This window comes from Neorhizobium sp. NPDC001467, assembly GCF_050275975.1.
Lineage (GTDB): Bacteria > Pseudomonadota > Alphaproteobacteria > Rhizobiales > Rhizobiaceae > Neorhizobium.
The window spans coordinates 24,255-49,586 of the sequence record NZ_JBNNPS010000002.1; the positions used below are offsets into that span (position 1 = coordinate 24,255).

The window sequence follows — 25,332 nt, forward strand, 5'->3', positions numbered from 1 at the left end:
GTCCCACGGTGGAGATCTGTACCGCATCATCGTGCCCGGGCGACCAACCAGATCAGATAGGGTGCGCCGATGATGGCCGCGAAGAGGCCGAGCGGCAGTTCATAAGGAAAGGTCGCGGTCCGGGCGCCGAAATCCGCAAAGGCCATCAGAACTGCGCCGAGCAGGAATGAGGCGGCGAGATGGTCGCCCGCGCGCACGAAACCGGCGCGCAGCGCGATATGCGGAGCAATAAGCCCGACGAAACTGAGCGGACCGACGAGCAGCGATGCTGCGCCTGTGGCAAGGCCGCAGATGATGAGAAGCACAACGCGGCTTAACGGAACGGAAAGTCCGAGCGCATGGGCGACCGGCGCTCCCAGCGGCAGGACCGCGAGCCAGCGGGTCAGGAACATCGAGACCAGCAGGCCGACCACAGCGACCGCCGTTAGCAAAAGCGCCGTCTGAGCTGTTGCCGTGGCGGCCGAGCCGCCGAGCCAGGCGAGGATCTGCCAGGAGCGCTGGTCGCCGATTGCCATCAAGGCAGCCAGAACCGAGGAACTCAATGAGCCGATGGCGATACCGCAAAGCAGGAGCTTGTCTGCCGGTAGGTGACGGCGACCGGCAAAGACCAATACCAGCGTCATGACGATCAGCGCGCCGACGGCGGCACCGCCCAGCTGGGTGATCGCACCGCCGGCTGGCAAAAGACTCAGCGCCGCGGCAAAGCCCAGACCGGCGCCGCCGCTGACGCCGATCACCTCCGGGCTTGCCATGGCGTTTCCGGTCATGCGCTGCAGGATGGCGCCGGTCAGCGCAAGCAGCCCCCCGGCAGCCGATGCCGCGACGAGGCGCGGCCAGCGCAGCGGCGCGAGATCGGCGATCTGTGCCGGCGCCAGCAGCACCCATCCGAGACCGTCGCGGGCAATCACGAAAGCCAGAAAAAGGACGACCGCGCCTGCGAGCGCAAACAGCGGCAGTCCGCGATGGAAGCGGACGGGGCGGACGATCAGGGCCGGCCGCTCGTGGAGTGCCGTCGTGCGCACGCGCGGCAAAAGCCACAATAACAAGGGGCCACCGATCAGGGCTGTCAACGCCCCCGTCGGAAAGGTCTCGCCGGCGCTGCTTGCAACATATTGGACGAGGCCGTCACATAGAAAGAGAAGCAGCCCACCGGCCAAAGGCGACAATGCCACCACGACGGCGGGGCGCCTGATGCCGAGCCCCCGCACCAGCGCCGGAGCGGCAAGGCCCACGAAGCTGACGAGGCCGACAGCCGCTGCGACGAAGCCGGCAAGCGCGGTCGCAACCGTGGCAACCGCAAGGCGGATACCTGCCAGGTTGACCCCGAGCCCGCGCGCACCGGCATCGCCCAGCGCAAGCAGCAGAAGCGGCCGCATCAGCAGGGCTGCCAGCACAGCCAGGACAACGAATTCGACCGCCAGGGATTGGAATACCGACCAGTCCTGCTGACTGAGTGAGCCGCCATTCCAGGTCACCAGCGACATCAGGTATTCCCCCTGCGCGAGTGTGAGGGCGGCGGAAAAGGCGGCGGCGGTGACGCCGACCAGAAGCCCGCAGACAACCATGGTCACCGGCTCGAAGCCGCGGCGGGCGGCAAGTGCAAACACGATAACGGCCGCGACAGCCGCACCAAGCAGGGCGACCAATGTGCGGTTGCCATCCAGCAGATCGGGATAAAACAGGGTGGCGACGACGATGGCGAGTTGCGCGCCGGCAGAGATGCCAAGAGTGGAAGGGTCGGCGATCGGGTTGCGCAGCAATTGCTGCAGAAGCGCACCGGACAGCCCCAGTGCAGCGCCAGCGACAAGTGCCACCGCCGCGCGCGGAAAGATGCCGTAAAGAAGAATGATCTCGTTCATGGATGTGGCGCCGTCCGTCAGGACAGGCAACCAGCGTAGAGGCTCGACCAGACGCTGTGCCTCATGCGCGAACAGGATGACGCCGGCCAGAATGGCGATGGCAGGCAACAGACGGATGGCATGTTTCATTTGTCGGCGGCCCCCGCCTGCAAGGCCTGAGAAAACAGGCGGGCAAAGCGCATGCCGGCGATCACGCCGCCATAGGGGCCGATATTGCCCAGTTGCAGCAAGCGGCCTTCCCGCACCGGCGCCAGACTGTTCCAGATCCGGCTGTTGCGAAGATCGCGGCGTGACTGGGCCGGAATGTCGGAAATGATGACGATGCGCGCCTCGGGCTCGGCAGCCAGCTGTTCGATCGGCACGGGTGCAGCAAAAGTGAAACGCGAACGGTCGTTCCAGGCATTGCGCATGCCGAGCCGCGACAGGACATCGCCGAACATGCTGTCGGTGCCGAAGATGCGCACATGCCGGGCATCGCCGATATTGACGAGATAGGTGGGGCGATCGGCGAAACGGCCGAGACCTAGGCGCAGCGTTTCGAGCCTGTCCAGGCTCTCGGCCTGCGCACGGGATGCCTGTTCCTGTCGGCCCAGACGCTCCCCGAGCACCCTGAGCGCGGCAAGCGCCTTCTCGAACGGCGGTTCGCCGCGAATGTAGAAAGGCAGCGACAGGGTCGGCGCGATCGCCGACAGGGCCGCCTCGTGGCGGGTGTAGAAGGGCGAAATCAGGATCAGGTCGGGTTTGACCAGATGCAGAAGTTCCAGATTGACCGAGCCGCGCAGGCCAAGATCGATCACCGTTTGCGGAATGGCCGGCTCGACGGCGTCGGTGCGAAACTGGATGAGTTCGGTCGCCGCCACCGGCATGACGCCAAGCGCGACCGATGTTTCCAGCATGGCCCAGTCGACGGCCGCGATACGCAGGGCTTGCCGCTCGGCGCCTGCCGTCGTCGCGGGGGCGGCCAACAGGAAGGCCGCCATACCCGCAAGTGCGTCTCGACGGCGTAGCGCCGGGACCTTCGATTGAAATGCCATTCAGACTTACCAGGTGAAGCTCAGCTTCCACATAACAGATCTTCCTTCGCCGTAATAGCAACCGAATGTGCCGCAATTGGACAGATAGGTTTCGTCGGCGATGTTCTGAATGTTGAGCGAAGCCTTGTAGCCGTTGCGCCGGTAGCTGAGGGCCGCATCGAAGAGGATATTCCCATCCATCTTGAATGTGTTGGCAGCGTTTCCGTAGCGGCTTCCGACATATCGCATGCCACCGCCGATGCCCAGCCCCTCAAGCGCCGTGCCTTCCTGCACTGTATAGTTGAGCCACAGACTGGCCGTGTTGTCGGGTACCGTTTCCGGACGCAGGCCGGTATCTGACACTCTGGCGTCCATGTAGGTATAGGCGGCACGCAGGTCGAGCCCTTCGGCAAGGCTTGCGACGCCCTCCAGCTCCAGGCCCCTGACGTGAACTTCACCAATCTGCTCCTGCACATTGGTGGCGACGGTGCGCACGACATTCTTCTGTTTCAGATCGTAGATCGCGGCGCTGAAGAAGCCGTCGAACCCTTCCGGCTGGTATTTTACGCCTGCCTCGACCTGTTCCCCTGTGGTCGGTTCGCCCGGCACGGTCACGGCTGCGCTTCGGCGGATAGGCGCGACCGGCTCGAACGAAGTGGCGTAACTGACATAGGGCGCAATGCCGTTGTCGAAGAGATAGCTCAGCCCGGCACGGCCGGTCAGCTTACTGTCGCGCTGGTCATAGCGGGTGGTCAAGCCGGCCAGATTGGTGGACGCGCTTTTTGTGCGTGCCCAGTCCTGGCGCAGGGCGACCGTGGCGCGCCAGTTGTCGAGACGGATCTCGTCCTGGGCATAGAGACCGATCTGGGTAAGGTCGGACCTTATATCCGAGGACGAGGTCAGCGTACTGACGAAATTTTGGTCGTAGTCGGGCGCGAAGATGTCCAGGCCGGGCGCGGTGCCGAAATCGGAGCGGGTATTGTTGTCGAAATAGCGCGTATCGAGACCGAACAGGATCCTGTGCTCCAGCGCGCCCGTGGCAAGATCGGCCTGGAGCTGGTTGTCCATATTGTACGTGTTCAGATGTTCGCCCTGAAACAGTGTCGTGCGCCGCAACGTACGCGGGTTGAGCATGCCACCATTCAGAGAGGACAGGCTGACGGCCTGGTAATCCCAGTCGAACCGCGAATAGCGAAAATTCTGCCGGAAGGTGAAGGTTTCGTCGAAACGGTGTTCGAACTCGTAGCCGAGATTGGCCAGCGTGCGGCTGGATCGGTCAAAACCCCTGTCGCCGACATAGAAGTCGCGTGGCAACCGGAAGCTGGTCGCATTGAGGGTTAGCGATGGCGGGAGGCCGGAGGGCGTGCTGGGATTGTCGTGCTGCAAGCTCGTCAGGATTGTCAGCGACGTGTCTTCATCGGGCTTAAAGGTCAGGGCCGGCGCGATGAAGTACCGGTCGTCATCGAGAAAATCCGTCTGCTCGCCGGATTTGCGACCCATGCCTGTCAGTCGATAGGCAAGGGTATCACTGTCAGCGACAGTGCCCCCGAAATCGAAAAACGCGCCGTGATAATCATAGCTTCCGGCCTGCACGCCGATTTCGCCGAAGGTCTCGAATGTTGGCCGCTTGCTGATCATGTTGGTCATGCCGCCGGGATTGCCCTGGCCGTACATGACCGAGGCCGGGCCGCGCAGGACTTCGACCCGTTCAAGCCCGTAGGTCTCGACCGCCGGCGCACCGGCGGTGCGCATCATCCGCAGGCCGTTGAGAAACTGCGACTGGCGCCCATCGAAACCGCGAATGCTCGGAGAATCGAAGCGCGGATCCGCACCGTAAGGCTGGCCTACCACACCGGGTGTGTATTCAAGCACTTCGCCCAGCGTCTGCGCATTCTGGGCCTCGATCTGGTCGCGGGTGACAACCGATACCGACTGCTGTGTTTCGATAAGCGGCGTACCGGTCTTGGACGCGGTGGAACTGGATTTGGCGACATAGCCTTTGACAGGCCCCTTGGGATCGTCCCCATTGCCGGTAACGACGATCGGCGCCAGCATCGTCGAGCCGTCCGCATCCTGTGCAACCGCTTGCCACGTGCCGAGGCAAAAGGCGAAAGTGACGGAGGCGGTCAGCATGACGTAGTATCTCGACAGGATCATAAGGCGCCCCCGCTCAGTTTTCCGCAAGCGCCATCGCGCCCGGACATTAATCTGGACTTTCCGGCTCACCTTTACAGCGGATCATTTTCCCTCGCCAATAATTGCCGCATGGATTTTTCAGAACTATCAGTTATGAAACCGGCAAAGCTGCATAAGCGTGAATTATTTCGAGTATCTCAATGGCCGCTCCCCGCACACCTCGCGCAACGCAGTTCGAATTGCGTCATCTTCGCTATTTCATTGCGCTGGTAGAGGAGAAGAATTTCGAACGCGCCGCCTTGCGGCTGGGGATCGCGCAGCCCGGTCTGAGCCAGCAGATCCGCAATCTGGAAACGCTGGTCGGTTTGCCGCTGCTCGACCGGGCGAAGCGGTCGGTGCATCTGACCCTGTCGGGCCAGGTGCTGTTCGATGAGGCGCGCAAGATCGTCGCCCAGACGGATGCCACGCTTTTGCAACTGCGGCGGGTCGGACGTGGCCAGACAGGCCGCATCTCGATCGGCTACGTCGCCTCCGTCGCCTATTCGGGCGTCCTAACAGAATCGCTATCCTCGTTCCGTGCCGACTTTCCCGATATCGAAATGCATCTGGTCGAGACGGAAATGCGCATGCAACTGACACGTATCGCGCAAGGAGAGCTGGATTTCGGCTATATCCGCCCGCCGGTCGCTGTGCCGGCTGGCGTCACCACGATGACCGTGCTGAGGGAACCCTTGGTAATCGCGCTTGCGCAGGACCATCCGCTTGCCTCGGTCGAGGAAGTGGACCTCTCCGCGCTATCGACGGAAACCTTCATCACGCCGCGACAGCCCGCGGATGTCGGCTTTCATTGCAACACGCTCGCCGCCTGCCAGGCCGCCGGGTTCGAGCCGACAATCACGCCGACGGGCCGCGATTTCACGACGATTGCCAGCATGGTGGCGGTCGGTCTCGGCGCGGCGATCGGGCCGCAATCGCTGTCCTGCCTGCAACTGCCGGGCGTTCGTTATCTGCGGCTGGTGCGCAATCCAGTAACTTCGGACCTCGCCATCGCCTACCGCAAAACCGAGAGTTCCCCCGCCGTGCGTGCCTTTGTGGCGCATCAGCGTGCAAAATACGCACCGCGCAAGACATAGGAGGTTCTGCCGGCAGCGCGCAACGGGGGACGTCCCACGGCTCACCGGGAACGACCGCTCTCAAAATGTCGCTCCGGGACCGGCAGAGCAGAAGACGACCGAAGACGTCAGCGCGCGAGCCAGCCGCCATCCACCGGCAGAACCGTGCCGTGCACGTAATCCGAGGCCTTCGACGCGAGAAAGACGGCGGCACCGCCGAGCTCCGACGGTGTGCCCCAGCGACCGGCCGGAATTCGCGCAAGGATGGCTTGATTGCGATCCGGGTCGTCGCGCAGCGCCGTCGTGTTGTTGGTCGAAAAATATCCGGGCGCGATCGCGTTGACATTGACGCCCTTGCCCGCCCATTCGCAGGCCAGCAGTTTCGTCAGTCCCGCCAAGCCGCTCTTGGAAGCGGTATAGGAGGGGATGCGGATGCCGCCTTGGAAAGACAGAAGCGAGGCGATATTGATGATCTTGCCCTGACCCCGTTCCAGCATGTGGCGACCGGCGGCCTGAGACAGGAAAAACGCCGTCTTCAGGTTGACGTCTATGACGGCGTCCCAGTCTTCCTCGGTGAAATCTACGGCATCGGCCCTGCGGATGATGCCGGCATTGTTGACCAGAATATCGAGCTTTCCGAAAGTTGCGATAGTCTCGGCGACAATGGCTTTCACCGGCGCGATGGTGCTGAGATCCGCCTGAATGACATGGAAACCGGCGCCAGCCGCCTTGACCGCCGTCTCGGTTTCCGCCATCGACGAGCGCCCGACGGCAACGATGGAGGCGCCAGCCTCGGCAAGCGCGATCGCAATGGCCTGGCCAATGCCGGTGTTGGCGCCGGTGACAACAGCCACCTGGCCGGAAAGATCGAACAAGGTCATGGGCTTTCTCATTTCAGAAATTCGGCGCGGTGCGGTGTGAAGACATCGATCAACCGTCCGGCTTCCAGCGCCTTGACGCCATGAACCAGATCCGGCGGCACGATGAAACTCCCGCCCTTGACGAGCGTTTCGGTGCGCCCGTCGATGGTGACTTCAAACGCGCCTTCCGCGACATAACTTGCCTGAATATGCGGGTGATTATGCTTGGCGCCGATGGCACCTTTTTCGAACACCACTTCCACCATCATCATTTCCGGCAGGTAGGTCATGATCCGGCGGGTGACGCCGGGCTCAGGACTGGCCCATTCGGCACCTTCCGCCGAAACGAACAGATCGCTGGATGACATGATCGTGCCTCACTTCAGGTCTTCGATGGCGACCGGATCGACATCGGTGTAATCGACATTGTCGCCGGCCATGGCCCAGATGAATGTGTAGCTGGACGTGCCGGCGCCTGAATGGATCGACCAGCCTGGAGACAGGATTGCTTCCTCGTTCTTGACGATCAGGTGGCGGGTTTCGTCCGGCTCGCCCATCAGATGGATGACGCGCGCCTTTTCCGGCAGGTCAAAATAGAGATAGGCTTCCATGCGGCGGTCATGAATATGGCAGGGCATGGTGTTCCAGACCGAGCCCTCGGCAAGCGTGGTCATGCCGACGACGAGCTGGCAGGTCTTTGCGCCTTCCGGATGGATGAACTGGAAGATCGACCGTTCATTGCTGGTGGCCTGCGAACCGAGGTCGATGCGCTTGGCATCGGAAATCCCGATATGTTTGGATGGATGTTTGAAATGCGCCGGCGCACTCAAGAGGTAAAATTTTGCGGGATTGGCGGCATGGTCGGATGCAAAACTAACCGTTGAGCCAAGGCCGGCATAGACCATGTCGCGCGTGGCGGATGCAAATTTTTCGCCATCGACCGTCACCGAACCGGCGCCGCCGATATTGACGGCGATCAGTTCCCGGCGGGCGAGCAGCGCATCCGTGCCGGCTGGATTGATCGTTTCCAGTTCGAGCGGCGACGACGTCGGCATGGCGCCGCCGACGATCATCCGGTCATAATTGGTATAGTGGAGCTGGATACGGCCCTCGACGAACAACGTCGGCAAAAGGAAATGGTCACGCAGTTGCGCCGTGTTGAAGCCCGCTGCGGTCATCGGATCGATGGCGAAGCGATTGGTGAAATCCGTGTGACTCATGTTATCTCCCAAAACCTATGAGTTGGATTCATCATACATGTCGCTGGAATGCAGACAACCTGCACAACGTAAAATCTGCTGCGATTCCCGGAAAATCACAAAAACCCTTTGAGAGTAACAGCTTGAAGTATAGAAGTCGGTTGGTGAACGCCGGATATTGTCGCGATCGATTTCGGCAGTTTCCGTCATTTGTCCAATTACAGCGCACGCAAGCGAGATAATGACAGTCATTTCATCGGGAAACGCTGATCCGGAGCCGGTCCGCCGGCGCAAACTGTCCGAGCGCATCCTCGTATCGCTGCGCGAGGATTTCCTGTCCGGACAGTTGGCGATCGGCAATAAATTGCCGACCGAAACGCAACTGGCAGACAGTTTCCACGTCAGCCGCACCGTCGTCCGGGAGGCGATCGCGACGCTGGCTGCCGAGGGGCTGGTGGAGACGCGGCAGGGTGCCGGCATCTTCGTGCTGGCCCGCCAGCCGTCGTCGACACTGACGCCTACGATGGCGGACGATCGCTTGGGCAATATCTCGCATGCCCTCAACGTGCTTGAAGTCCGCATCGCGCTGGAGATGGAGAGTGCGGCCCTTGCCGCCACGCGCAGGAGCGCCGCCCAGGAAGCGCAGATCCAGGAACGGTTCTTCGAGTTCGAACATCAGCTGGAACAGGGAAAGCCAACAGGCGCTGCCGATTTCGCCTTTCACCGTGCCATCGCCGAGGCCACCAATAATGCGTTTTACGTCGAAGTGCTGGATTCGCTGGGAAGCCGCACCATCCCCTGCGACGTGAGCTCGCCATATGCCACCGAAGACGTGCTGTCCTTCGACTACCAGACAAGGCTGCAGCGCGAGCATCTGGCTATTCTCACCGCCATCTCGACCTCCGATGCGGCGGCGGCTCGCGACGCCATGCGCGCGCACCTGGCCGCCAGTCAGCAGCGCTATCGGCGAAGGCTGCACGAAAAGCGGACCCGCTACCTCAGCGGCAACGACGTATAAGCCCGGCGATACGCCCTGCCTTGCAGTGCCGCCCGGTTCCGCTGACAAGTCGGCAACGTCTTTCAAAACTCGTGCGGATCTTCCCGCATCATTTCCTGATCGTCATTCCGCCATCAGCGACTGCAATCAGATCATGAGCGCCCGTGTGCTCGGAAAGGCGCTTCGGGCTGGGCACACTGCAGCCCTGGCGTCCTGGCAGGGAGCCGGCACAGGCGACATGCCAGCGGTTCACGACGGGCCACTGTCCTTCGCGACGCCGATCGACGGCACTTATTCGCTGCTGCGGCATTTACTGCGAAACAGACTGCTTTTCGCCGACCAGCCGGCCAGTTACAGGGACCAAGCCGATGTCCATGCGCAACCGCCTTCTGGCATCCTTACACCCGGATGATCTGGATGCTTTCGAACCCTGGCTCGAGGAGGTCTCGCTACCGCGCAAGCGCGAACTTTCCTTGCCGGGCGAAGAAACACTCGATTGCTATTTTCTGAAGGATGGCATCGGCTCTACCGTCATCGTATCGCCCGAAGGCCATCAGACGGAAATCGGCGTTTTCGGCCGGGAAGGCATGAGCCCGGCCTCGGCCGTTCTGGGCGCCAGCAGCAATCCTTATCGCGTGGTGATGCAGGTTGATGGTTCCGGCTACCGGATCGAAACCAAAAGGCTCATCGAATTGATGGAGCAACGCCCGCGGGTGCGAACGATGCTGTTACGCTGGGCTCAGGTCTTTGCTGCCCAGGCGGCAACGACGGCGCTCTCCAATGCCGTACACTCCGTCGACGAGCGGCTGGCGCGCTGGGTGCTGATGTGCCACGATCGCCTGAGCGGCGACGAAATGTCCCTGACCCATGAGTTCCTGTCCATCATGCTGGCCGTGCGCCGTCCGAGCGTCACCACGGCCCTGCATACGCTTGAGGGAAACAAGCTGATCTTTTCGCAACGCGCCACCATTATCGTACGTGACCGGCGGGGACTGGAGGCCTTTGCTGCCGATGCCTACGGCACGAGCGAAAACGAGTATGCGCGTCTGCTCGGGGATTTTCGAGAAATTTGAATGGCGCTCAGGTGGCGCTGCGACCGGTCGCCATCGCCAGAACCGTGTCTATGAAGACGCGCGGATCGCTCGGCTTGTCGAGCCACGGGATGGTCTCGACCAACAGGGGATCCAGATCCTCGGGTTTGGGCAGGGCGGAATGAACGACGCAGGGAATGTCGCGGCGGGTGGCGAGCTCGAGAATGGGAACGCTGGCCCCGTCCTTCAAGTGGTAATCGAGGACAACGACGGATGGGGAGCGGGCCTCGAGCCAGGCAAGCCCCTCCTCCACCGAGCGCAGACACACCACTTCGCCCATGCCGGCAGCCACCAGCAGGTCTTCCAATTTAAGCGCGATGAGGGGCTGATCCTCGAGAAGCAGGATCGGCCGTGTGGAAGACGCAGACATGAATCCAGCCGTTTGTTCCTAAGCCGGCAATGTAGCCTTCTTGGAGCTGATCGTCCGATTATGTCCGATACCGTACTGAGCCGTTCTGGCGGGTTGCCTGCCGGATTCCATGACCATAGATGGAACTGACGAAGGGCGGTCGCCGTTTTCGCAATTGACTGCATTCGGGAATGATTGATGGGTGATATTCGGCAAGACATGGTTCGGAACAACTTGCTCCGATTGATGTCCGCTGACAGCTTCTCCAGGCTGCAAGACGCGTTCGAACGGGTCGAACTGCCTCGCGCTTTCGAGCTTTCCAGACCGAACGAAGCCTGTTCCTACGCCTATTTTCCGGAAGCCGGTATCGCCTCGATCGTTGCCCGTTCGCCGGAAGGCCAGCAGACCGAAATCGGCATGATCGGCCGCGACGGCATGACGCCGGCTTCGCTGGTGCTCGATGCCGGACAGGACCCGTACGCGATCTTCATGCAGGTTCAGGGGGAGAGCTACCGCATTGCCAGCGACCGCTTGCAGGCGGCGATCCAGGAGGACCGCGACCTTCAAGGCCTGTTGGCCCGCTATGCCCAGGCTCTCGCCGTGCAATGCGCATTTACGGCGCTTTCCAATGCCGTGCATCATATCGATGAACGGCTCGCGCGCTGGATCCTGATGTGCCACGACCGCACGGATGGCAATGAGATCAGCCTCACCCATGAGTTTCTGTCGATCATGCTGGCTGTGCGCCGCCCGAGCGTGACGACAGCCCTCCATATGCTGGAGGGCAAGAAGCTGATTTATTCCGAACGCGGCGTCATCATCGTACGCGACAGGGAAGCGCTCGAAGCTTTTGCGCATGATGTCTATGGCGAATGCGAAAAGGAATACGAGCGGTTGATCGGCACGCGGCCGTAACGCCAGCTGAAGCCTGACGAAACCGTCAGGCTGATTCCCGAAGCATGATTTCCGCGTTGAGCAGGATGCGCTCGCTTTCGCTGGAGGCTTCCGCGCCTTCCATCTCGTCAAGCTTGCGGAACAGAAGCTCCATCGCCAGCCGGCCGATTTCATTATAATTCTGCGCCACCGTGGTGATCGGCGGACAGGCATAGCGCGACAGCGGATGGTCGTCATGACCGGCAATGCGGATGTCGCTGCCGGCGGACTGGCCGATCCTCAAGCCATGCTGATAGGCCGCCGAAATCGCGCCGAAGGCGACACGGTCGTTGGCACAAAGGATGGTTTTCGTCGGGAAGCCTCCGCTTTTGAGGAAGCGCATGGTTTCCTCGTAACCGAACCGCTCGAAATCCCAGCTGCCGTCATGGGCCGTTTCCAGAACAACGGGCTCCATCTTCAGCTGGCGCATCGCTTCCGCATAGGCCGTTTCGCGGGTTGCGGCATTGGTATTGACTGGTGGCATGCCGAGATAACAGGGCGGCTCGCCCGAGCGGACGAGGTAATCGACGATCAATTGAAAACTCTGGCGGTTGTTTGTGCCGACAAAGGGGGAGGTCTCGTCGAGCGGCGAATCCACATAGACCAGCGCAATGGATTCCCCGAGCGCCTTCAGCGTCTCGTGTTGGGACTGTACCCCAAGCGGCGCGATGATGGCGCCGGCGACATTCATCGATTTCAACGTTTCGATCGCTTTTGCCTCGATTTCGGCATTGCCATCGGAGGAAAGGACAAAGGCGAGGAAACCGGCGGCATTGGCGATCAGTTCGACGCGCCGCGTCAATGCCATGTAGAACGGATCGGTGGAATTCGGGATGATGATGCCGATGATATTGCTGCGCCGGCGGTTGAGGTTGACGGCGAACATGTTCGGCCGGAAACCGCTCTCCTTCAACGCCACCTCAATCAGCCCACGGGTCTTGGCACGCACCGAATTCGGATCGTTGAAATATTTCGATACGGTAGGCCGGGACAATCCGACAAATTCGGAAAAGTCCTCCATCGTCTTGATCGGTGCGTTGATGGACCCGGCGATGGGCTTTTCTGACATGGACTTCCCACCCGCTTGCTAATCGATTTAAATTTTAAACGTTGTTCAATCAAATTCTTCTGGACGAGACAAGCCGCGCCGATCAGGCGCGGCAGGCTTCGAAATAATCTTCCAGGACACGGTCCACGGCGCCAAGAGCGAGGTCACGCGCGAAGCGCCGAACCTTGCCGTCACGCACCGACGCGTAGGCACCTGTCAGATACTGACTGACTAGCGTTTCGGGGATTTCCACATTGTCCATAAGATCGAACAGCGCTTTCACAGCCGCATCGATTTCCGGCTGCGGCCAATAATAGCGGATACGGTCGCTATAGCTGAAATGGCGCTGAATGTGCTTTTCAGCTTCCGAGCCGTGGTAATATTTGTCCCAGTTTTTCGGGTCCGCAGTCAGCACGCGTTCGACGGTGGCAATGAGCGTTTCGGAGCGCTTGCCCGGGAACAGGAACTCGGCGATCTGGTCGAGGCCGTAAAAGGCTTCGCGCAGCGCGAAGGTCAGGCCCGGGCCGACCTTCAGGATGGCAAAACCATCCAGCACCAGCTGACGCAGCATTTCGCGCGTCTGGTAATCGGTGGAATGGGCTTCGAATACCATGCCGGGCATGTCGGAGAGCGTCGCGCTCAGCGCCTTTGCCTTTTCCGGTGCGTAAGGGATGACGTTCTCGTTGCCGTATTCGACGCCCGGCTGCACGACGGCGCCGACGACACGGGAGAAGGCGTCGGAGACGCCCGCGGCTTCAAAGGCCTTGGCGTGGACGGCGATCGTTTCGCGCGCCGCTTCCGGCTTGGTCACTTCGAGTTCGTCCAGCTCTTCCATGGCCCCACCCGGGATCGGCACCTCGGTACCGACGATATAGACCGGCTTGACCCCATCCGAACCCTTCAACGCGGCTTCGGCAACGGCGGCAAGGCGGGCCGCCCGTTCGGCCGTCAGCGCATCCGGCAGGGCGACCGGTTCACCGGCGCAGCCCATGCTGGTATCAAGATGGAGTTTGGTGAACCCGGCCAGCGCAAAGGCCTCGATCATGACGCAGGCCTTCGCCATCGCCTCGTCGGCCGTCAGATGCTTCCATGGATTGGGGCCGAGATGGTCGCCGCCGAGGATGAGCCTTTCGATTGGGAAACCGACCTTCTCGGCGATCTCCTCGGCAAAGGCGCGGAAGTCTGCCGGGGTCATGCCGGTGTAACCGCCGTCCTGGTTGACCTGATTGCAGGTGGCTTCGACCAGCAGATAGGCATCCTGCTTCATGGCATGCAGCATGGAGGCCTCGATCACCAGCGGATGCGCCGAGCAGATCGACGGAATGCCCTTGACGCCCGAGCCGTTCTGCCAGTTGGCGATGTCGAGAAGATAGCTTTGCTGCATGTCAGGCATTTCCTTGCGCTTGAATGAGAGCGTCGAGTTCGGCGCGGGTGGAGGCGCCTTCCATCGGGCCGGCCTTGGTGACGGCGCGGGCGCCGGATGCATTGGCGTAGCGCAGCACTTCGGCCGGATGCATGCCCTTCAGCCAAAAGGTGACGAAGGTGGCGCCAAAGCAATCGCCCGCACCGGTCGGATCCACTTCCTCGACGGTGTAGCTGGGAAGATCGACCTGAGTGTCCTTGTCGTAATAGCTGGCCCCCTTGTCGCCACGCTTGACGACGATGGCCTTGATGCCCTTGGCCAGCAGTTCGGCAACCGCTTCCTTCTCGGTCTTCGCCTCGGCGAACAGAAAGAGTTCCTCGCCGCTCGGCATGAACAGGTCGGTTTTCGACAGAACCGTCTGCAACGCTTCGCGCATGCCGGGGCTGTCGAGGATTTCCGGGCGCAGGTTCGGATCGAAGGAAACGGTGCCGCCGGCGGCCTTGATGCGCTCGACAGCGGTCAGGATGCTGGTGACGACGCTCGGCGCATAGAGCGCGGTGCCCATAACGTGCATATGCGTGCAGGTGTCGATGAGCGCGAGCGTCTTGTCCGACAGGTCGATCTCGCCGCAGGCGCTGTTACGGATGTTGAAGACAAAATTGCGGCCGCCGTCTTCGCGGTAGCGCACGAAGGCGCTGCCGGTCGTGCCCAAAGGCAGCACGTCGATGCCGGAGACATCGACGCCATCCTGCGTCAGGCGGTTGATATTCACCCAACCGAAATCGTCGTCACCGACGCGCGAAATGATCGCACAGTCCTGTCCGAGCTTGCCGACCTGATCGATGAAGATTGCGGGTGCCCCTGAAGGAAACGGGCCGATCAGCGGCACGGCTTCGCGAAAACCGTTGCCGCGATTGGTGGCGACGATTTCGACCAGGATTTCGCCGATGGTGAGAATTTTCGACATGGGTCTGCTTGCTCTTAAAAATTACTGCTTGGCGCGTTTCGAGCGCACATCGAGATAGACGGCGACGAGAATGACGAGACCCTTGACGATGAGCTGGTAGAAATAGGGCACCGACAGCATGTTCATGCCGTTGTTGAGGACACCGATGATAAGAGCGCCGATCAGCGTGCCGATCATGGTGCCGACACCGCCGGCAAGGCTGGTGCCGCCGAGAACGGCTGCGGCGATGGCGTCAAGTTCGTAGCTCATGCCGGCATTGGTCTGGGCGGAAAACAGGCGCGAGGAGAGCAGCACGCCGCTGATCGCCGCCATCACACCGGAGATCATGAAGATGATGATCTTCAGGCGATCCACCTTGATACCGGAATAAAGTGCCGCCTCACGGTTGCCGCCGGTAAGGTAAGCGCGGCGACCGAACTTGGTCTTGCTGAGCAGGATATGGTTGAACAGGAAGAGCACGGCGACCACCCATATGACGATCGGGATGCCTATAAAGCTCTGGGTACCGATGGCGGTCCAGCTCGGTTCCATGATCATCGCCGGCGCGCCATTGGTCGGCAGGCTGACCATGCCGCGATAGATGCCCATGGTCGCCACCGTGACGATGAAGGACGGCAGCAGGAATTTGGCCGTCAGCACGCCGTTGGCGAGACCGAGTAGGGCACCGGCCGCGATCGTCAGAAGCAGTGCCGGCACAAAGCTCATGCCGAAGGCGAAACATTGTGCGCCGACCATGCCCGCAACGGCAATGATCGAGCCGATCGACAGGTCGATTTCACCGAGCAGAATGACCCATGTCATGCCGAAGGCGGCAATGGCGATGACCGACACCTGCTGCAGGATATTCAGGAAGTTGGCCACCGACATGAAACGGCCGTTGGTGACGGAGAAGATCACGCACAGAACGATCAGCGATAGAAAGATACCGCCATACTGTTTCATGACCTGTTTGAAGGCGGCGCCGGCTGCGCTCTTGTCACTCATGATGCATATCCCGTGGCAAAGTGCATGATGTTTTCCGGTGTCATCTGGTCAGGGTCGGCGATTGCCGTGACCTTGCCTTCGCTCATGACGACGATGCGGTCGCTCATGCCGATGACTTCCGGAAGTTCGGAGGACACGAGCAGGATTGCCGTGCCTTCCGCCGCCAGCTGGCGGATGATCTTGTAGATTTCGAATTTGGCGCCGACATCGACGCCACGCGTAGGCTCATCGAGGATGAGGATTTTTGGTTTGGTGAGAAGCCATTTGGCCAGCACGATTTTTTGCTGGTTGCCGCCTGACAGCGAGCCGGCAATGGTATCGAGCGAAGCCGTCTTGATCGCGAGGCGCGAGACCTCCGCATTGGCGGCCTCACGTTCGCGACGACGCCTCAGGAAGCCAAGGCCGCTCGAAAAACCATCCAGCGCCACCATGGAAATATTGCTCTCGACGCTGTGGCTGAGCACAAGGCCTTCTTCCTTGCGGTTTTCGGTGACGAAACCGATACGGCGTTCGATGGCCTCGACCGGCGAGCTGATCTTCACCTGCGCGCCGTCGATGGCGACCGTGCCGGCCGATGCTGGCGCCATGCCGAACAGCGTGTTCATCACTTCCGATCGACCGGAACCGATCAGGCCGAAAAAGCCGAGAATTTCGCCGGGGCGGACATCGAAGGAGACGTTTTCGAACTCTTCGCCGCGAGACAGGCCACTGACGTTCAAAACCGGCTTTTCGCTGAGCGCGGGAGCGGCCACACCACGCGGCGGATAGATCTCGTTCATGTCGCGACCGACCATCAGCGCGATCAGTTCCGCGATCGTTACCTCGGTCTTGTCGCGCGTGGTGATGTAGCTGCCATCGCGCACGACGGTGATATCGTCGCTCAGCCGCATGATTTCTTCCATGCGGTGAGAAATGTAGATGATGGCGACGCCCTTTTGCTTCAGGCGGCCGATGATGTCGAACAGGATGTCGGCTTCGCTGTCGCTGAGCGAGGATGTCGGTTCATCGAGAATGACGACCTTCGCCTCGATGCTGAGGCCCTTGGCGATCTCGACCAGCTGTCGCTGGGCGATAGAGAGGTCACCGACCTGATCGCTGACGGAGACCGGCAGGCCGAGTTCCTTCACCAGTTCTGCCGCCTTGCGCGCCAGCGCCTTGTCGTTGATGAAGCCGCCACGCGACGGTTCGCGGGTCGCCAGGATGTTTTCCGCAACCGTCATGTTGTTGCAGAGGCTGAGTTCCTGAAACACGATGGTGAGACCCGCCTTGGCGGCATCCTGCGGATTGGCGGGCGCGTAAGGCTGGCCATCAAGCACGATAGATCCCGTCGTCGGCTGATAGACGCCGGCCAAAATCTTCATCAGCGTCGACTTGCCGGCGCCGTTTTCGCCGAGGATCGTGTGCACGCGGCCGGGCTTCACCGAAAGCTGCATGTTCTTCAGCGCTTTGACCGCACCGAATTCCTTCGACATGTCTCTGATTTCGAGGATCACGTTGTCGCCTGAAAATGCCATGGCGTCACCTTATCTATGAGCACTTCGCGCAATCGATCGCGCCGGAAACCGCTCCTTATTCCTCATCCTGCAGATCGCGCGCCGCATGAGAAGGCGGGAAAACTGCAGATTTCGGTGGTCCACCTGGGGGAGTGGACCACCGGAGAAGGCAGTCTCAACGCAGAGTCTGCCTCATGCGCAGAGCGTCTTGGGAGGACTTACTGCTTCTTGGTGTAAACGCCTGGAACGATCGGCTGTTCGGTCGGCACTTCCTCGCCCGCCTGCAGCTTGATCGCGGTTTCGACGGCGAGCTTACCCATCTGGTCCGGGAACTGCTGGATGACACCGACGAAATCCGGATCAGCATCGACTGCCTTTATGGCTTCCGGCATGCCGTCGAAGCCGATGACCTTGACCTTGCCGGTCAGGCCCGAAGATTTCACGGCAACGGCGGCAGCGAGTGCTGCATCGTCACCGAAACCGAAAATGCCGCCGATTTCCGGGTTGGCCTGCAGCATGTTCTGGGCAACGGCCAGCGCTTCGGCGCGGGTGATGCCGGTCTGGATCGACACGATCTTGATGTCCGGATGCTTGGCAATGGCTTCCTTGAAGCCGTTGACGCGGTTTACCACGGACTGCACCAGCGGGTAGTCGATGATGGCGACCTGGCCCTTGCCGCCGAGCTGTTCGGCCATCAGTTCACCGGCCTTGACGCCACCGGCATAGTTGTCGGTGCCGATATAGGAGGCGACCTTGGCGCCTTCGACCGGAACGTCGACGGTAATGACCTTGATGCCGGCGGCCTGTGCACGGGCAACGGCCGCAAGAGCGCCCTTGCTGTCCACCGGCGACATGATGATGACATCGACGCCCTTGACGATGAAGTCTTCAATGTCCGCGAGCTGCTTGTTGAGGTCCTGATTGGCGATCGAGATCTCGACCGACACGTTCTTGGCCTTGGCTTCAGCGGTGATCGCCTTGGCAAGCTCGTTATAGAAAGGGTGCTGCTGCGTCAGCAGCGACGCGCCGATGCCTTCGGCATGCGCGCTCGCGGCGGCAAACGTCAGGCTGGCGGAAACCAGCAGCGTCTTTGCGAAATTCTTGAGGGTCATCTTCATTCCTCCCGTCCTTGAAGCCTTTGGAAGCATGTTCGCCGGTCGGCTTCCATGCACCGGCGTATGAACCATACATATGGCTCAAAATTTACACGCGTCAATATTTTTCAATTCATACGTAAAATAAAGATTTGTTGAAAGTTTTGAAGCGGAGGCCGCTGCTCCTCGCTGCGGATGGAACCAGCGCGGGCCCGCGCAGTTTCCTACATGAGTAATTGCCGTAAGGAGAGTTCCATGACCGATGTGTTACCCATGCTGTTTCTGGCCGCGCTTCTCGTGTTCCTCCTGGGTTCTATCGGCATCTGGGTCGCGCGGCGCTGGCGTTCGAGCCGCACCACCGTGGAGCAGACCCCGCCCGCCGTTTCGAAACGTCAGTGGCTGGAAAGGGAAGCAGACCGCGCTGAGGTCGAGGGTCGGCGTTGAGCGGCGGCGCCCAAATTCTAGTGCCGCGCACAAGCGGTGAAACGAAGCAAGCTAGCGTATTACCGAGGACGAGGTGCATCATGAAATACGTTTCGATCCTGTCCATGATATTTGCCGGTGCTGTCGCATCGAGCGCCGCTGCCTCCGAAGAAAGCTTCCTGAAATCGATAGAGGGGCAGTGGACGGGCGGAGGGTCCGTCCTGACCAAAATCGGGGGCAGCAATGTCAGGGTATCCTGCAAGATGAAATCGGATGCCGATGCGACCAGGTTCTCGATGGATGGCACGTGCCGGGCGCTGGCGCTTGTATCGCGCAGTTTCACCGCGAAGGTGGCATCATCGGGGATATCTTTTTCCGGAACCTATGTGGGCGTGTCGGGTAAACCCTCCAGACTTTCCGGCGCCCGTCGCGGAAATACGATCAGCTTCGACGTCACCTGGGCAAATGCAGTCTATGGGGACCGCAAGGCGACGATGACAATCCAGAAAGTGGGCAGCAACGGCCTGCGTATCCGCACCATCGACCGAGATCCGTCCTCGGGCAAAAGCATCCTGACAACCCAGCTCGATCTGCGGCGCAGTTAAACCCGGTCTTCGCGTGATCTTCCGTTTCTGCATGCGCCAAGCGCTATATGCAGCCGTCCTTCGTCGGGCGGCATGACCCTCAGACTTGTCCCAGACCATTCAGCAGGACATCGCGATAGGCAGGCATCGCCAGATCGAGGCTCTCGATCTCGGAACGCCGGAACCAGCCGAGTTCGCTATGCTCGGTGCCGAGAAGCTGCGGGCGCCCCCCGTCCCAGCGCCGCACTGCATAGACGTAGAAGGGCGATTTGTGCTTGCGATCGTCCTCTTCGAACAGCGTTGCCACGAGGTTGAAGGCCAACGGCGTCAGGCCGACTTCTTCCTGGCATTCCCGCACAAGCGCCACATCCAGCCCTTCGTCCTTTTCCACATGGCCACCCACCATGTCCCACAGCAGCGGCGACCATTTTCGATGCGCTGCACGCCTGACCAGAAGGGCCTTGTCACCCTCGATGAACATTGCGCATACAAGCTGCGACATTCCACGCTCCCCATTTCGCCTTCGCCGGCAATCCGAGGGGAAACAGTCGTCCGTCTGTTGAGTTCCGCCGGTTTGGCGGCAATCCTCCTGGTCCACCACAGTACGCACAAAGGCCCTATGGAACTGCGGATCGATCCGGCCGTTAAGATTGGATGCCGCAAAGGGCGGCCTGGAGCGTATCTGCGTATGGGCGGACGAGTTTGCATTATCGGGTCGGGTCCAACCGGCATTTTCACACTTCAGCGGCTTGGCCGATCGGAAATCCCGCTGTCGATCACCCTTTTCGAGGCCGAGGCGCAGGCCGGGAAAGGCACGCCCTATCTCCCGGGGAACAACGATCCGGCCATGCTTTCCAACATTCCGAGCATCGAGATCCCGCCGCTACCCGAAACGCTGGTCGACTGGCTCAATCGTCGGAACGACGATTACCTCGACAGTTTCGCCATCATCCGATCGCGGATCAACGGGCGTCAATTCTATCCGCGGCTCGTGCTGGGCGACTATCTGCAGGACCAGTTTCAAACCATTGTCCGGCAGGTCCGTGCGCGCGGCCATGCCGTCGATATTCGTGCCGGGCACCGGGTGAGCGATATCGCGCTCGGCCTTGACGAAATTCGCCTGAGCGTCATCGAGCCGGGCGGCGAATTCGGCGCTGTCTTCGATCATGTCGTCATGGCGACCGGGCATAACTGGGCCGAGGATACGCAGGTCGCGCCCGGATATTTCGCCTCGCCCTGGCCTGCGGCAGCGCTTAAGTCTGCCTGTTCCGGACGCCTTGGCATTCTTGGAACATCGTTGAGCGGTATCGATGCGCTGATGACGGTGGCAACGGCCTGCGGCGCGTTCGTCCATGATGAAGCAGGCGCCCTGCAATTCCAGGCTTCATCCGGCAGCGAGGACTTTCACGCCGTGATGATGTCGCGCAAGGGGTTGCTGCCGGAAGCCGATTTCTATTGCCCCCTTCCCTATCTCGCACCGAGGATCTGTACCGAAGAGGCGGTGGCGGCAGAAATCGCCCGCGGCTCCCATGGGCTGCTCGATCGTGTTTTCGAGCTCTTCCGCCAAGAGATCGTCGCGGCAGACGCGGATTATGCCGCGGAAATCGGGCTACACGATCTGACCGCCGACACGTTTGCCGAAGCCTATTACGGGCGCCGGTCCGACGTCGATCCCTTCGCCTGGGCCGGCGCCAATCTGGCCGAGGCGGAGCACAATGTGCGGCTGCGCTATACCGTGCCCTGGCGCTACGCCATTCTCATCACGCATGAAGTCATCGAGCGCGCTATCCGCCACCTCGACACGGAGGACCTGAAACGGTTCAACCGATCGTTCAAGAGCATTTTCGTCGATGAATATGCCACGGTACCGCATCTTTCGATCAAGCGTCTGCTGGCGCTGCACAATGCCGGCCGGCTGGACATCCTTCGCCTCGGCGAGGATTACGATATCGACAGGGACGGTCTTGCCCGAGGCGCACGGGTGCGCTTTGCAAGCGGGGAAGAACTGTTCGACAGCTTTATCGATGCGACCGGTCAGACGGCGCTTTCCGCCCGCGACCTGCCTTTCCCGACGCTCCTCCAGCAAGGTGGCATCAAACCCGCAGCCACGCCCTATCCCACCAGGGGCCTGATCAGCGACGATGCGGCACGCATGAAAAGGACCGGCGGCATGGATCTTGACGATTGTTACCGCCCGCGGGGAACCGGCCTTTTGTCGAACAGGCTTTATTGCATCGCCATCCCGTTCCTTCTGCACAAGCACCCGTTCGTTCAGGGCATGACGAGTGCAGCGGAGCTTGCCGAAACGGCGGCCGATGCCATTCTTGCCGATGTAGCGGGCACGGTCACACCGCAGCGCCTGACCGCATGAGAAAATGACGGAACGGCATTGATTTCTCGTGCGTTGGCAGGCGATGGACACGGTCGGTAAGATTGCAGAAATATGGCGTTATCCCGTCAGTTCGCTTGGCGGCGAGCTTTGCGAGAGCACCGTGGTCGGTTCGCGCGGGATCGAAGGCGACCGCCAATACGCGCTGTTCGATCCGGCATCCGGTGTTGTTGCCGCGCCTGAGAAGGAGCCGCGATGGCGCGCCGCGCTTTTTCTGCGCAGTGCCGGATCTGGTGACGCCGTCAGGATCGGCTTTCCTGACGGCTGCTGGCTCGACCTTCACGACCGGCGTCTGCTGCCGATGCTGGAGGCGCATTTCGGGTTCAAGGTCGCGATCGGCAGATATGGCAGCGAGTGCCAATCAACCGCGTTCCTGCCCCAGATCGGCAACCGCTACGACCTTGCGCCGCTGCATGTGATCACCACGGCGTCGCTGGCAGCGCTGCAGGCGATATTGCCGGACGTAACGATCGACCAGCGCCGGTTCCGGCCGAATGTCCTGATTAGAACGGGAACCTGTGCAGGTTTTGCCGAGACCGAGTGGATCGGCCGGGCGCTTTGCTTGGCCGACGTCACGCTGCGGGCCACGGAAGCGACCAAGCGCTGCGGCCTGACGCTGGTCGCTCAGCCGCAACTGGAAGAAGAGCCTGACATCTTGCGGGCGATCCTGCGCCATAACAAGCGCACGCTCGGCATATATTGCACGGTGGAAACACCCGGTCGCATCGCTTTGGGCGGCGCTTTGTCCAAATAGCCCGGCTGCCTCGGTAGGTGAGGCAAGCCAGCTTCGTCCTAGCTCGGCAAATCCACCCCGTATCGGACGGAAAGCCTCTCGAAAGCCGCAAGGGTTTCGGGATCGACCGGCACGCCGTCGCGTTCGCGTTCCCTTGCGACCGTCCATTCGCGGTCGCCAGGCGCCATGATGCTTGCACCCTCCCGGGCGGCGGATTGGCGCAGCACCGTGCGGTAGCGCCCCATGCCCGCTTCGAAGACGTCCCTCTCCACAAAGGCTTCCGGGTTGATCGCCAGGACGAAGGCGCCCATCTGCCGGGGCGTTGCAAAATCCGGACCAGGCATCGGCGCGATATCGAAACTCAACCGCATGCCCGAAAGGACGGCGCTCAGAATTTCGGCGACCCCGGCAAGCGCCGCTCCCTTGAAGCCGAAGGCGCCCCCCAGCGGCGCCAGCATGTCCGCCTCGTCCGGATCGCATGTATCGATGCCCCTGGCATCCGATGCGACAGCCGACGGCAGCGGAATACCGAGACTGCGATAGAGCATGACACGATTATAGGGGATGGAACTGGTGGCCATGTCGAGAAGCCATGGATCTTCCCCGGCGACCGGAACGCCGAAGGAGAGCGGATTGGTGCCATGAAAGCGCATCGCGCCGTCGTGCAAGCGCACGAAACTATCGGAATTGCAGGTTGCGAAACCAATCAGACCTTGGCGCGCAGCCTCCAGCGCATAGGCACCAGCCGCACCGAAATGCGAACTGTTGCGAATGGCGACAGCGCCGATGCCGAACATTGTCGATAGTTCGGCTGCCTTTTCCATGGCCGTATAGGCTGCAAGCGCGCCGTGAGCATGATCGGCATCGAGCGTGGCGATGGCGCCAAACTGTCGGGCATAGGACAGGTTCGGGGTCTTGTTGACCCGACCGCCTTCGAGCGCAGTGACGTAATGGTTGAGCAGGCGCACGCCGTGGCTGTCGACGCCGTAGCGCGTGCCGTGCATCATCGCCCTCGTTGCCGCCTCGCATGTGGATGCGGACGCTCCGCAGGCAGCCAGCACCTCGCGGCAGAAACGGTCGATGTGATCCAAGGGGAATATTGCCGGCGCATCGGCGCTTCGAACGGATGTCATGGTGCCTCCCAACCAAAAACGCGAATGGATGTCCTAGCCGGTTTCGTGTCGGCCCTCAACGTGCCAAGCAGCCGACGCTGGAGTTCGGCCGCGGCTGCTCTCCATCAGAATCGTTCTTGGCCACGCTGGCGGCGGGGACAAAGCATGTAGCGTTTCAAGCCGTTCCCGCGAGAAGCGATGCGACATCCGCCAGGTCGCTTCTGCCGACGAGCAGGACGAGCAGCAACTGCCAGCCCTGGACAAACAGGTTGCCTTCTACCAGCAACATCGTTGCAAAAAAGGCCGTGCCCGCCAGCAGCAGGAAAAAAAAGAAGTGACTTCTGTCCGGGCCTCGGCTTTGCTGGGGTGGGTTTGCCGACGGTGACGCGCCCGGATGCGCATCGCGCGTTGCGGAAGAAGGGGCACTCTGCGCCATTTTAGACCTGCCAATGACATGAACAGGTCGTTATTTAGCAGACGTTCATTTAGCGAAACTTGCGTCTGGCCCTCAAGGGTTCATTACAGCTGTCCGGCCACCTCCGCGTTCACCGCGGAAAGATCTTCCAGCGTGTCGGCCGGAAGCGCACGTCCGATCCCAGTTCGACCGGCGCATGCAGCGGCACCTCCACTTCGACATGGAAGGGAGCGTGACCGTTATTGGCGATATCGATCTCGGCGATACGGGTGCCCGCCAGACGGCGGCTTGCGGTAACCTTGCCGAACAACGCGTCGCGCTCCTGCGTAAGCAAGACATCTTCCGGCCGGAAGAACAGGTCACCCTGGACTTCGCGTTCTTCGGACACGCCGATCGGCTCGCCCTGGAACAGCACCGTGCCACCCTTGACCTCGACCGGCAGGTGAGAGGATTCTCCGATGAAGGAAAAGACGAAGGGCGATTGCGGCCGGTCGTAGACATCGTCGGCCGAACCGACCTGCTCGATCTTCCCCTGGCTCATGACGACGACGCGATCGGCCAGTTCCAGCGCCTCCTCCTGATCGTGGGTGACGAACACTGTGGTGTGGCCGGTCCGATCGTGAAATTCGCGCAGCCAGCGGCGCAACTCCTTGCGGACCTTGGCATCCAGCGCGCCGAACGGTTCGTCGAGCAGGAGGATGCGTGGTTCGATGGCCATGGCGCGGGCCAGCGCCACACGCTGGCGCTGGCCGCCGGACAACTGGTTCGGATACCGATCTTCCAGACCCGAAAGCTGTACCATGTCGAGAAGATCGAGGACGCGTTTGCGGATTTCGGCCTTGGATGGCCGGGTCGCAGACGGTCGAACCTTGAGGCCGAAACCGATATTCTGCGCGACGGTCATATGCCGGAACAGCGCGTAATGCTGGAACACGAAGCCGACATTGCGTTCCTGCACGCGGCGATGCGACGCGTCGTCCTGACCGAACAGGACCTGACCTGCCGTCGGATGATCCAATCCGGCGATCAGGCGCAGCAGCGTCGTCTTGCCGGAGCCGGACGGACCAAGCAGAGCGATCAGTTCGCCGGAGGCGATCTGCAGCGACACGTCGTCCAGCGCTGCGAACCGGCCAAATTCCTTGTGGAGATGGTTGATGGTGACTTCCATGCGGGACGGG

At 61.1% G+C, this 25,332-nt stretch carries 25 protein-coding genes; 8 read left to right on the forward strand and 17 right to left on the reverse strand.

Annotated elements, in window-relative coordinates:
* Nucleotides 1-26: 26 nt before the first annotated feature.
* Genes fhuB through ACQKKX_RS05080 form a run of 3 tightly spaced genes read right to left on the reverse strand, consistent with a single transcriptional unit; the run spans nucleotide 27 to nucleotide 5,029 of the window.
* Entirely contained in the window at nucleotides 27-1,988 is a 1,962-nt protein-coding gene (gene fhuB / locus ACQKKX_RS05070; RefSeq protein ID WP_427569379.1) for a Fe(3+)-hydroxamate ABC transporter permease FhuB, read from the reverse strand.
* A complete protein-coding gene (locus ACQKKX_RS05075) occupies nucleotides 1,985-2,893 on the reverse strand; it encodes an ABC transporter substrate-binding protein (protein WP_427569380.1) in 909 nt (302 codons plus the stop codon). The genes fhuB and ACQKKX_RS05075 overlap by 4 nt, the downstream gene beginning before the upstream one ends.
* Before the next feature lie 6 nt (nucleotides 2,894-2,899).
* Nucleotides 2,900-5,029 carry a TonB-dependent siderophore receptor gene (locus tag ACQKKX_RS05080; protein WP_427569381.1) on the reverse strand — a complete coding sequence of 710 codons (2,130 nt, stop codon included), beginning with the start codon at nucleotides 5,027-5,029 and terminating at the stop codon, nucleotides 2,900-2,902.
* A 179-nt stretch (nucleotides 5,030-5,208) separates the two neighbouring features.
* Here ACQKKX_RS05080 and ACQKKX_RS05085 point away from each other — a divergent pair, with 179 nt between their 5' ends.
* The gene (locus tag ACQKKX_RS05085; protein ID WP_427569382.1) at nucleotides 5,209-6,141 is read left to right on the forward strand and encodes a LysR family transcriptional regulator; all 933 of its coding nucleotides are present in this window, start codon (nucleotides 5,209-5,211) and stop codon (nucleotides 6,139-6,141) included.
* Between the two features lie 107 nt (nucleotides 6,142-6,248).
* Here the strand turns inward: ACQKKX_RS05085 and kduD are convergent, their stop codons facing one another.
* From kduD to kduI, 3 genes are read right to left on the reverse strand one after another with little or no spacing between them, the layout of a single operon-like run.
* Nucleotides 6,249-7,001 carry a 2-dehydro-3-deoxy-D-gluconate 5-dehydrogenase KduD gene (gene kduD, locus ACQKKX_RS05090; protein WP_427569383.1) on the reverse strand — a complete coding sequence of 251 codons (753 nt, stop codon included), beginning with the start codon at nucleotides 6,999-7,001 and terminating at the stop codon, nucleotides 6,249-6,251.
* Between the two features lie 8 nt (nucleotides 7,002-7,009).
* A complete protein-coding gene (locus ACQKKX_RS05095; protein ID WP_427569384.1) occupies nucleotides 7,010-7,348 on the reverse strand; it encodes a cupin domain-containing protein in 339 nt (112 codons plus the stop codon).
* A gap of 9 nt (nucleotides 7,349-7,357) precedes the next feature.
* Complete coding sequence (gene kduI, locus ACQKKX_RS05100; RefSeq protein WP_427569386.1) at nucleotides 7,358-8,200, reverse strand: 5-dehydro-4-deoxy-D-glucuronate isomerase; 843 nt, start codon at nucleotides 8,198-8,200, stop codon at nucleotides 7,358-7,360.
* 220 nt (nucleotides 8,201-8,420) lie between these two features.
* Here kduI and ACQKKX_RS05105 point away from each other — a divergent pair, with 220 nt between their 5' ends.
* Both ACQKKX_RS05105 and ACQKKX_RS05110 read left to right on the forward strand, forming a co-directional pair.
* The gene (locus ACQKKX_RS05105; protein WP_427569387.1) at nucleotides 8,421-9,197 is read left to right on the forward strand and encodes a FadR/GntR family transcriptional regulator; all 777 of its coding nucleotides are present in this window, start codon (nucleotides 8,421-8,423) and stop codon (nucleotides 9,195-9,197) included.
* A gap of 347 nt (nucleotides 9,198-9,544) precedes the next feature.
* Nucleotides 9,545-10,249: a Crp/Fnr family transcriptional regulator gene (locus tag ACQKKX_RS05110; protein ID WP_427569388.1), complete on the forward strand. Its 705-nt coding sequence runs from the start codon at nucleotides 9,545-9,547 to the stop codon at nucleotides 10,247-10,249.
* A gap of 7 nt (nucleotides 10,250-10,256) precedes the next feature.
* Here ACQKKX_RS05110 and ACQKKX_RS05115 read toward each other — a convergent pair whose 3' ends face one another.
* Entirely contained in the window at nucleotides 10,257-10,637 is a 381-nt protein-coding gene (locus ACQKKX_RS05115; RefSeq protein ID WP_427569389.1) for a hypothetical protein, read from the reverse strand.
* 225 nt (nucleotides 10,638-10,862) lie between these two features.
* On the opposite strand from ACQKKX_RS05115, the gene ACQKKX_RS05120 reads away from it, so the two are divergent.
* Complete coding sequence (locus ACQKKX_RS05120) at nucleotides 10,863-11,531, forward strand: Crp/Fnr family transcriptional regulator (RefSeq protein WP_427569390.1); 669 nt, start codon at nucleotides 10,863-10,865, stop codon at nucleotides 11,529-11,531.
* Between the two features lie 25 nt (nucleotides 11,532-11,556).
* Here ACQKKX_RS05120 and ACQKKX_RS05125 read toward each other — a convergent pair whose 3' ends face one another.
* The 6 genes from ACQKKX_RS05125 to ACQKKX_RS05150 all read right to left on the reverse strand — a co-directional run bounded on the left by ACQKKX_RS05125 (nucleotide 11,557) and on the right by ACQKKX_RS05150 (nucleotide 18,522).
* Entirely contained in the window at nucleotides 11,557-12,570 is a 1,014-nt protein-coding gene (locus ACQKKX_RS05125; RefSeq protein ID WP_427570087.1) for a LacI family DNA-binding transcriptional regulator, read from the reverse strand.
* A gap of 130 nt (nucleotides 12,571-12,700) precedes the next feature.
* Nucleotides 12,701-13,981: a D-tagatose-bisphosphate aldolase, class II, non-catalytic subunit gene (locus ACQKKX_RS05130; protein WP_427569392.1), complete on the reverse strand. Its 1,281-nt coding sequence runs from the start codon at nucleotides 13,979-13,981 to the stop codon at nucleotides 12,701-12,703.
* A gap of 1 nt (nucleotide 13,982) precedes the next feature.
* Complete coding sequence (locus ACQKKX_RS05135) at nucleotides 13,983-14,927, reverse strand: tagatose kinase (RefSeq protein WP_427569393.1); 945 nt, start codon at nucleotides 14,925-14,927, stop codon at nucleotides 13,983-13,985.
* A gap of 21 nt (nucleotides 14,928-14,948) precedes the next feature.
* Complete coding sequence (locus ACQKKX_RS05140) at nucleotides 14,949-15,911, reverse strand: ABC transporter permease (RefSeq protein ID WP_427569394.1); 963 nt, start codon at nucleotides 15,909-15,911, stop codon at nucleotides 14,949-14,951.
* A complete protein-coding gene (locus tag ACQKKX_RS05145; RefSeq protein ID WP_427569395.1) occupies nucleotides 15,908-17,425 on the reverse strand; it encodes a sugar ABC transporter ATP-binding protein in 1,518 nt (505 codons plus the stop codon). The genes ACQKKX_RS05140 and ACQKKX_RS05145 overlap by 4 nt, the downstream gene beginning before the upstream one ends.
* A 197-nt stretch (nucleotides 17,426-17,622) precedes the next feature.
* A complete protein-coding gene (locus ACQKKX_RS05150) occupies nucleotides 17,623-18,522 on the reverse strand; it encodes a substrate-binding domain-containing protein (protein WP_427569396.1) in 900 nt (299 codons plus the stop codon).
* A 231-nt stretch (nucleotides 18,523-18,753) separates the two neighbouring features.
* On the opposite strand from ACQKKX_RS05150, the gene ACQKKX_RS05155 reads away from it, so the two are divergent.
* Together ACQKKX_RS05155 and ACQKKX_RS05160 are read left to right on the forward strand one after the other, a co-directional pair.
* A complete protein-coding gene (locus ACQKKX_RS05155; RefSeq protein ID WP_427569397.1) occupies nucleotides 18,754-18,942 on the forward strand; it encodes a hypothetical protein in 189 nt (62 codons plus the stop codon).
* Nucleotides 18,939-19,526 carry a hypothetical protein gene (locus ACQKKX_RS05160; RefSeq protein ID WP_427569398.1) on the forward strand — a complete coding sequence of 196 codons (588 nt, stop codon included), beginning with the start codon at nucleotides 18,939-18,941 and terminating at the stop codon, nucleotides 19,524-19,526. Before ACQKKX_RS05155 ends, ACQKKX_RS05160 begins: the two co-directional genes overlap by 4 nt.
* Before the next feature lie 79 nt (nucleotides 19,527-19,605).
* Here the strand turns inward: ACQKKX_RS05160 and ACQKKX_RS05165 are convergent, their stop codons facing one another.
* Nucleotides 19,606-20,007, reverse strand: a complete 402-nt coding sequence (locus ACQKKX_RS05165; RefSeq protein ID WP_427569399.1) for an NUDIX hydrolase — start codon at nucleotides 20,005-20,007, stop codon at nucleotides 19,606-19,608.
* Nucleotides 20,008-20,193: 186 nt separating this feature from the next.
* Between ACQKKX_RS05165 and ACQKKX_RS05170 the strand changes: the two genes are divergently transcribed.
* Complete coding sequence (locus ACQKKX_RS05170; protein ID WP_427569400.1) at nucleotides 20,194-21,876, forward strand: FAD/NAD(P)-binding protein; 1,683 nt, start codon at nucleotides 20,194-20,196, stop codon at nucleotides 21,874-21,876.
* A gap of 43 nt (nucleotides 21,877-21,919) precedes the next feature.
* Nucleotides 21,920-22,648, forward strand: coding sequence for an MOSC domain-containing protein (locus ACQKKX_RS05175; protein ID WP_427569401.1), 729 nt, complete (start codon nucleotides 21,920-21,922; stop codon nucleotides 22,646-22,648).
* Nucleotides 22,649-22,686: 38 nt separating this feature from the next.
* On the opposite strand, the gene ACQKKX_RS05180 is transcribed toward ACQKKX_RS05175, so the two are convergent.
* The 3 genes from ACQKKX_RS05180 to ACQKKX_RS05190 form a co-directional block, all read right to left on the reverse strand.
* Nucleotides 22,687-23,760: an Ldh family oxidoreductase gene (locus ACQKKX_RS05180; protein ID WP_427569402.1), complete on the reverse strand. Its 1,074-nt coding sequence runs from the start codon at nucleotides 23,758-23,760 to the stop codon at nucleotides 22,687-22,689.
* Between the two features lie 154 nt (nucleotides 23,761-23,914).
* Nucleotides 23,915-24,175: a hypothetical protein gene (locus tag ACQKKX_RS05185; RefSeq protein ID WP_427569403.1), complete on the reverse strand. Its 261-nt coding sequence runs from the start codon at nucleotides 24,173-24,175 to the stop codon at nucleotides 23,915-23,917.
* Between the two features lie 109 nt (nucleotides 24,176-24,284).
* The gene (locus ACQKKX_RS05190) at nucleotides 24,285-25,322 is read right to left on the reverse strand and encodes a sulfate/molybdate ABC transporter ATP-binding protein (RefSeq protein ID WP_427569404.1); all 1,038 of its coding nucleotides are present in this window, start codon (nucleotides 25,320-25,322) and stop codon (nucleotides 24,285-24,287) included.
* Between the last annotated feature and the right edge of the window lie 10 nt (nucleotides 25,323-25,332).

Bases quoted from the DNA above. Each gene is read 5' to 3' on its own strand.
- ACQKKX_RS05110 (WP_427569388.1), top strand. From the start codon at position 9,545: ATGTCCATGCGCAACCGCCTTCTGGCATCCTTACACCCGGATGATCTG.
- ACQKKX_RS05140 (WP_427569394.1), bottom strand. From the start codon at position 15,911: ATGAGTGACAAGAGCGCAGCCGGCGCCGCCTTCAAACAGGTCATGAAA.
- ACQKKX_RS05150 (WP_427569396.1), bottom strand. From the start codon at position 18,522: ATGAAGATGACCCTCAAGAATTTCGCAAAGACGCTGCTGGTTTCCGCC.
- ACQKKX_RS05075 (WP_427569380.1), bottom strand. From the start codon at position 2,893: ATGGCATTTCAATCGAAGGTCCCGGCGCTACGCCGTCGAGACGCACTT.
- ACQKKX_RS05080 (WP_427569381.1), bottom strand. From the start codon at position 5,029: ATGATCCTGTCGAGATACTACGTCATGCTGACCGCCTCCGTCACTTTC.
- ACQKKX_RS05125 (WP_427570087.1), bottom strand. From the start codon at position 12,570: ATGGAGGACTTTTCCGAATTTGTCGGATTGTCCCGGCCTACCGTATCG.
- fhuB (WP_427569379.1), bottom strand. From the start codon at position 1,988: ATGAAACATGCCATCCGTCTGTTGCCTGCCATCGCCATTCTGGCCGGC.
- kduD (WP_427569383.1), bottom strand. From the start codon at position 7,001: ATGACCTTGTTCGATCTTTCCGGCCAGGTGGCTGTTGTCACCGGCGCC.
- ACQKKX_RS05185 (WP_427569403.1), bottom strand. From the start codon at position 24,175: ATGGCGCAGAGTGCCCCTTCTTCCGCAACGCGCGATGCGCATCCGGGC.
- ACQKKX_RS05130 (WP_427569392.1), bottom strand. From the start codon at position 13,981: ATGCAGCAAAGCTATCTTCTCGACATCGCCAACTGGCAGAACGGCTCG.
- ACQKKX_RS05105 (WP_427569387.1), top strand. From the start codon at position 8,421: ATGACAGTCATTTCATCGGGAAACGCTGATCCGGAGCCGGTCCGCCGG.
- ACQKKX_RS05170 (WP_427569400.1), top strand. From the start codon at position 20,194: ATGGGCGGACGAGTTTGCATTATCGGGTCGGGTCCAACCGGCATTTTC.
- ACQKKX_RS05115 (WP_427569389.1), bottom strand. From the start codon at position 10,637: ATGTCTGCGTCTTCCACACGGCCGATCCTGCTTCTCGAGGATCAGCCC.
- ACQKKX_RS05085 (WP_427569382.1), top strand. From the start codon at position 5,209: ATGGCCGCTCCCCGCACACCTCGCGCAACGCAGTTCGAATTGCGTCAT.
- ACQKKX_RS05145 (WP_427569395.1), bottom strand. From the start codon at position 17,425: ATGGCATTTTCAGGCGACAACGTGATCCTCGAAATCAGAGACATGTCG.
- ACQKKX_RS05175 (WP_427569401.1), top strand. From the start codon at position 21,920: ATGGACACGGTCGGTAAGATTGCAGAAATATGGCGTTATCCCGTCAGT.
- ACQKKX_RS05190 (WP_427569404.1), bottom strand. From the start codon at position 25,322: ATGGAAGTCACCATCAACCATCTCCACAAGGAATTTGGCCGGTTCGCA.
- ACQKKX_RS05120 (WP_427569390.1), top strand. From the start codon at position 10,863: ATGTCCGCTGACAGCTTCTCCAGGCTGCAAGACGCGTTCGAACGGGTC.
- kduI (WP_427569386.1), bottom strand. From the start codon at position 8,200: ATGAGTCACACGGATTTCACCAATCGCTTCGCCATCGATCCGATGACC.
- ACQKKX_RS05095 (WP_427569384.1), bottom strand. From the start codon at position 7,348: ATGTCATCCAGCGATCTGTTCGTTTCGGCGGAAGGTGCCGAATGGGCC.
- ACQKKX_RS05180 (WP_427569402.1), bottom strand. From the start codon at position 23,760: ATGACATCCGTTCGAAGCGCCGATGCGCCGGCAATATTCCCCTTGGAT.
- ACQKKX_RS05135 (WP_427569393.1), bottom strand. From the start codon at position 14,927: ATGTCGAAAATTCTCACCATCGGCGAAATCCTGGTCGAAATCGTCGCC.
- ACQKKX_RS05155 (WP_427569397.1), top strand. From the start codon at position 18,754: ATGACCGATGTGTTACCCATGCTGTTTCTGGCCGCGCTTCTCGTGTTC.
- ACQKKX_RS05165 (WP_427569399.1), bottom strand. From the start codon at position 20,007: ATGTCGCAGCTTGTATGCGCAATGTTCATCGAGGGTGACAAGGCCCTT.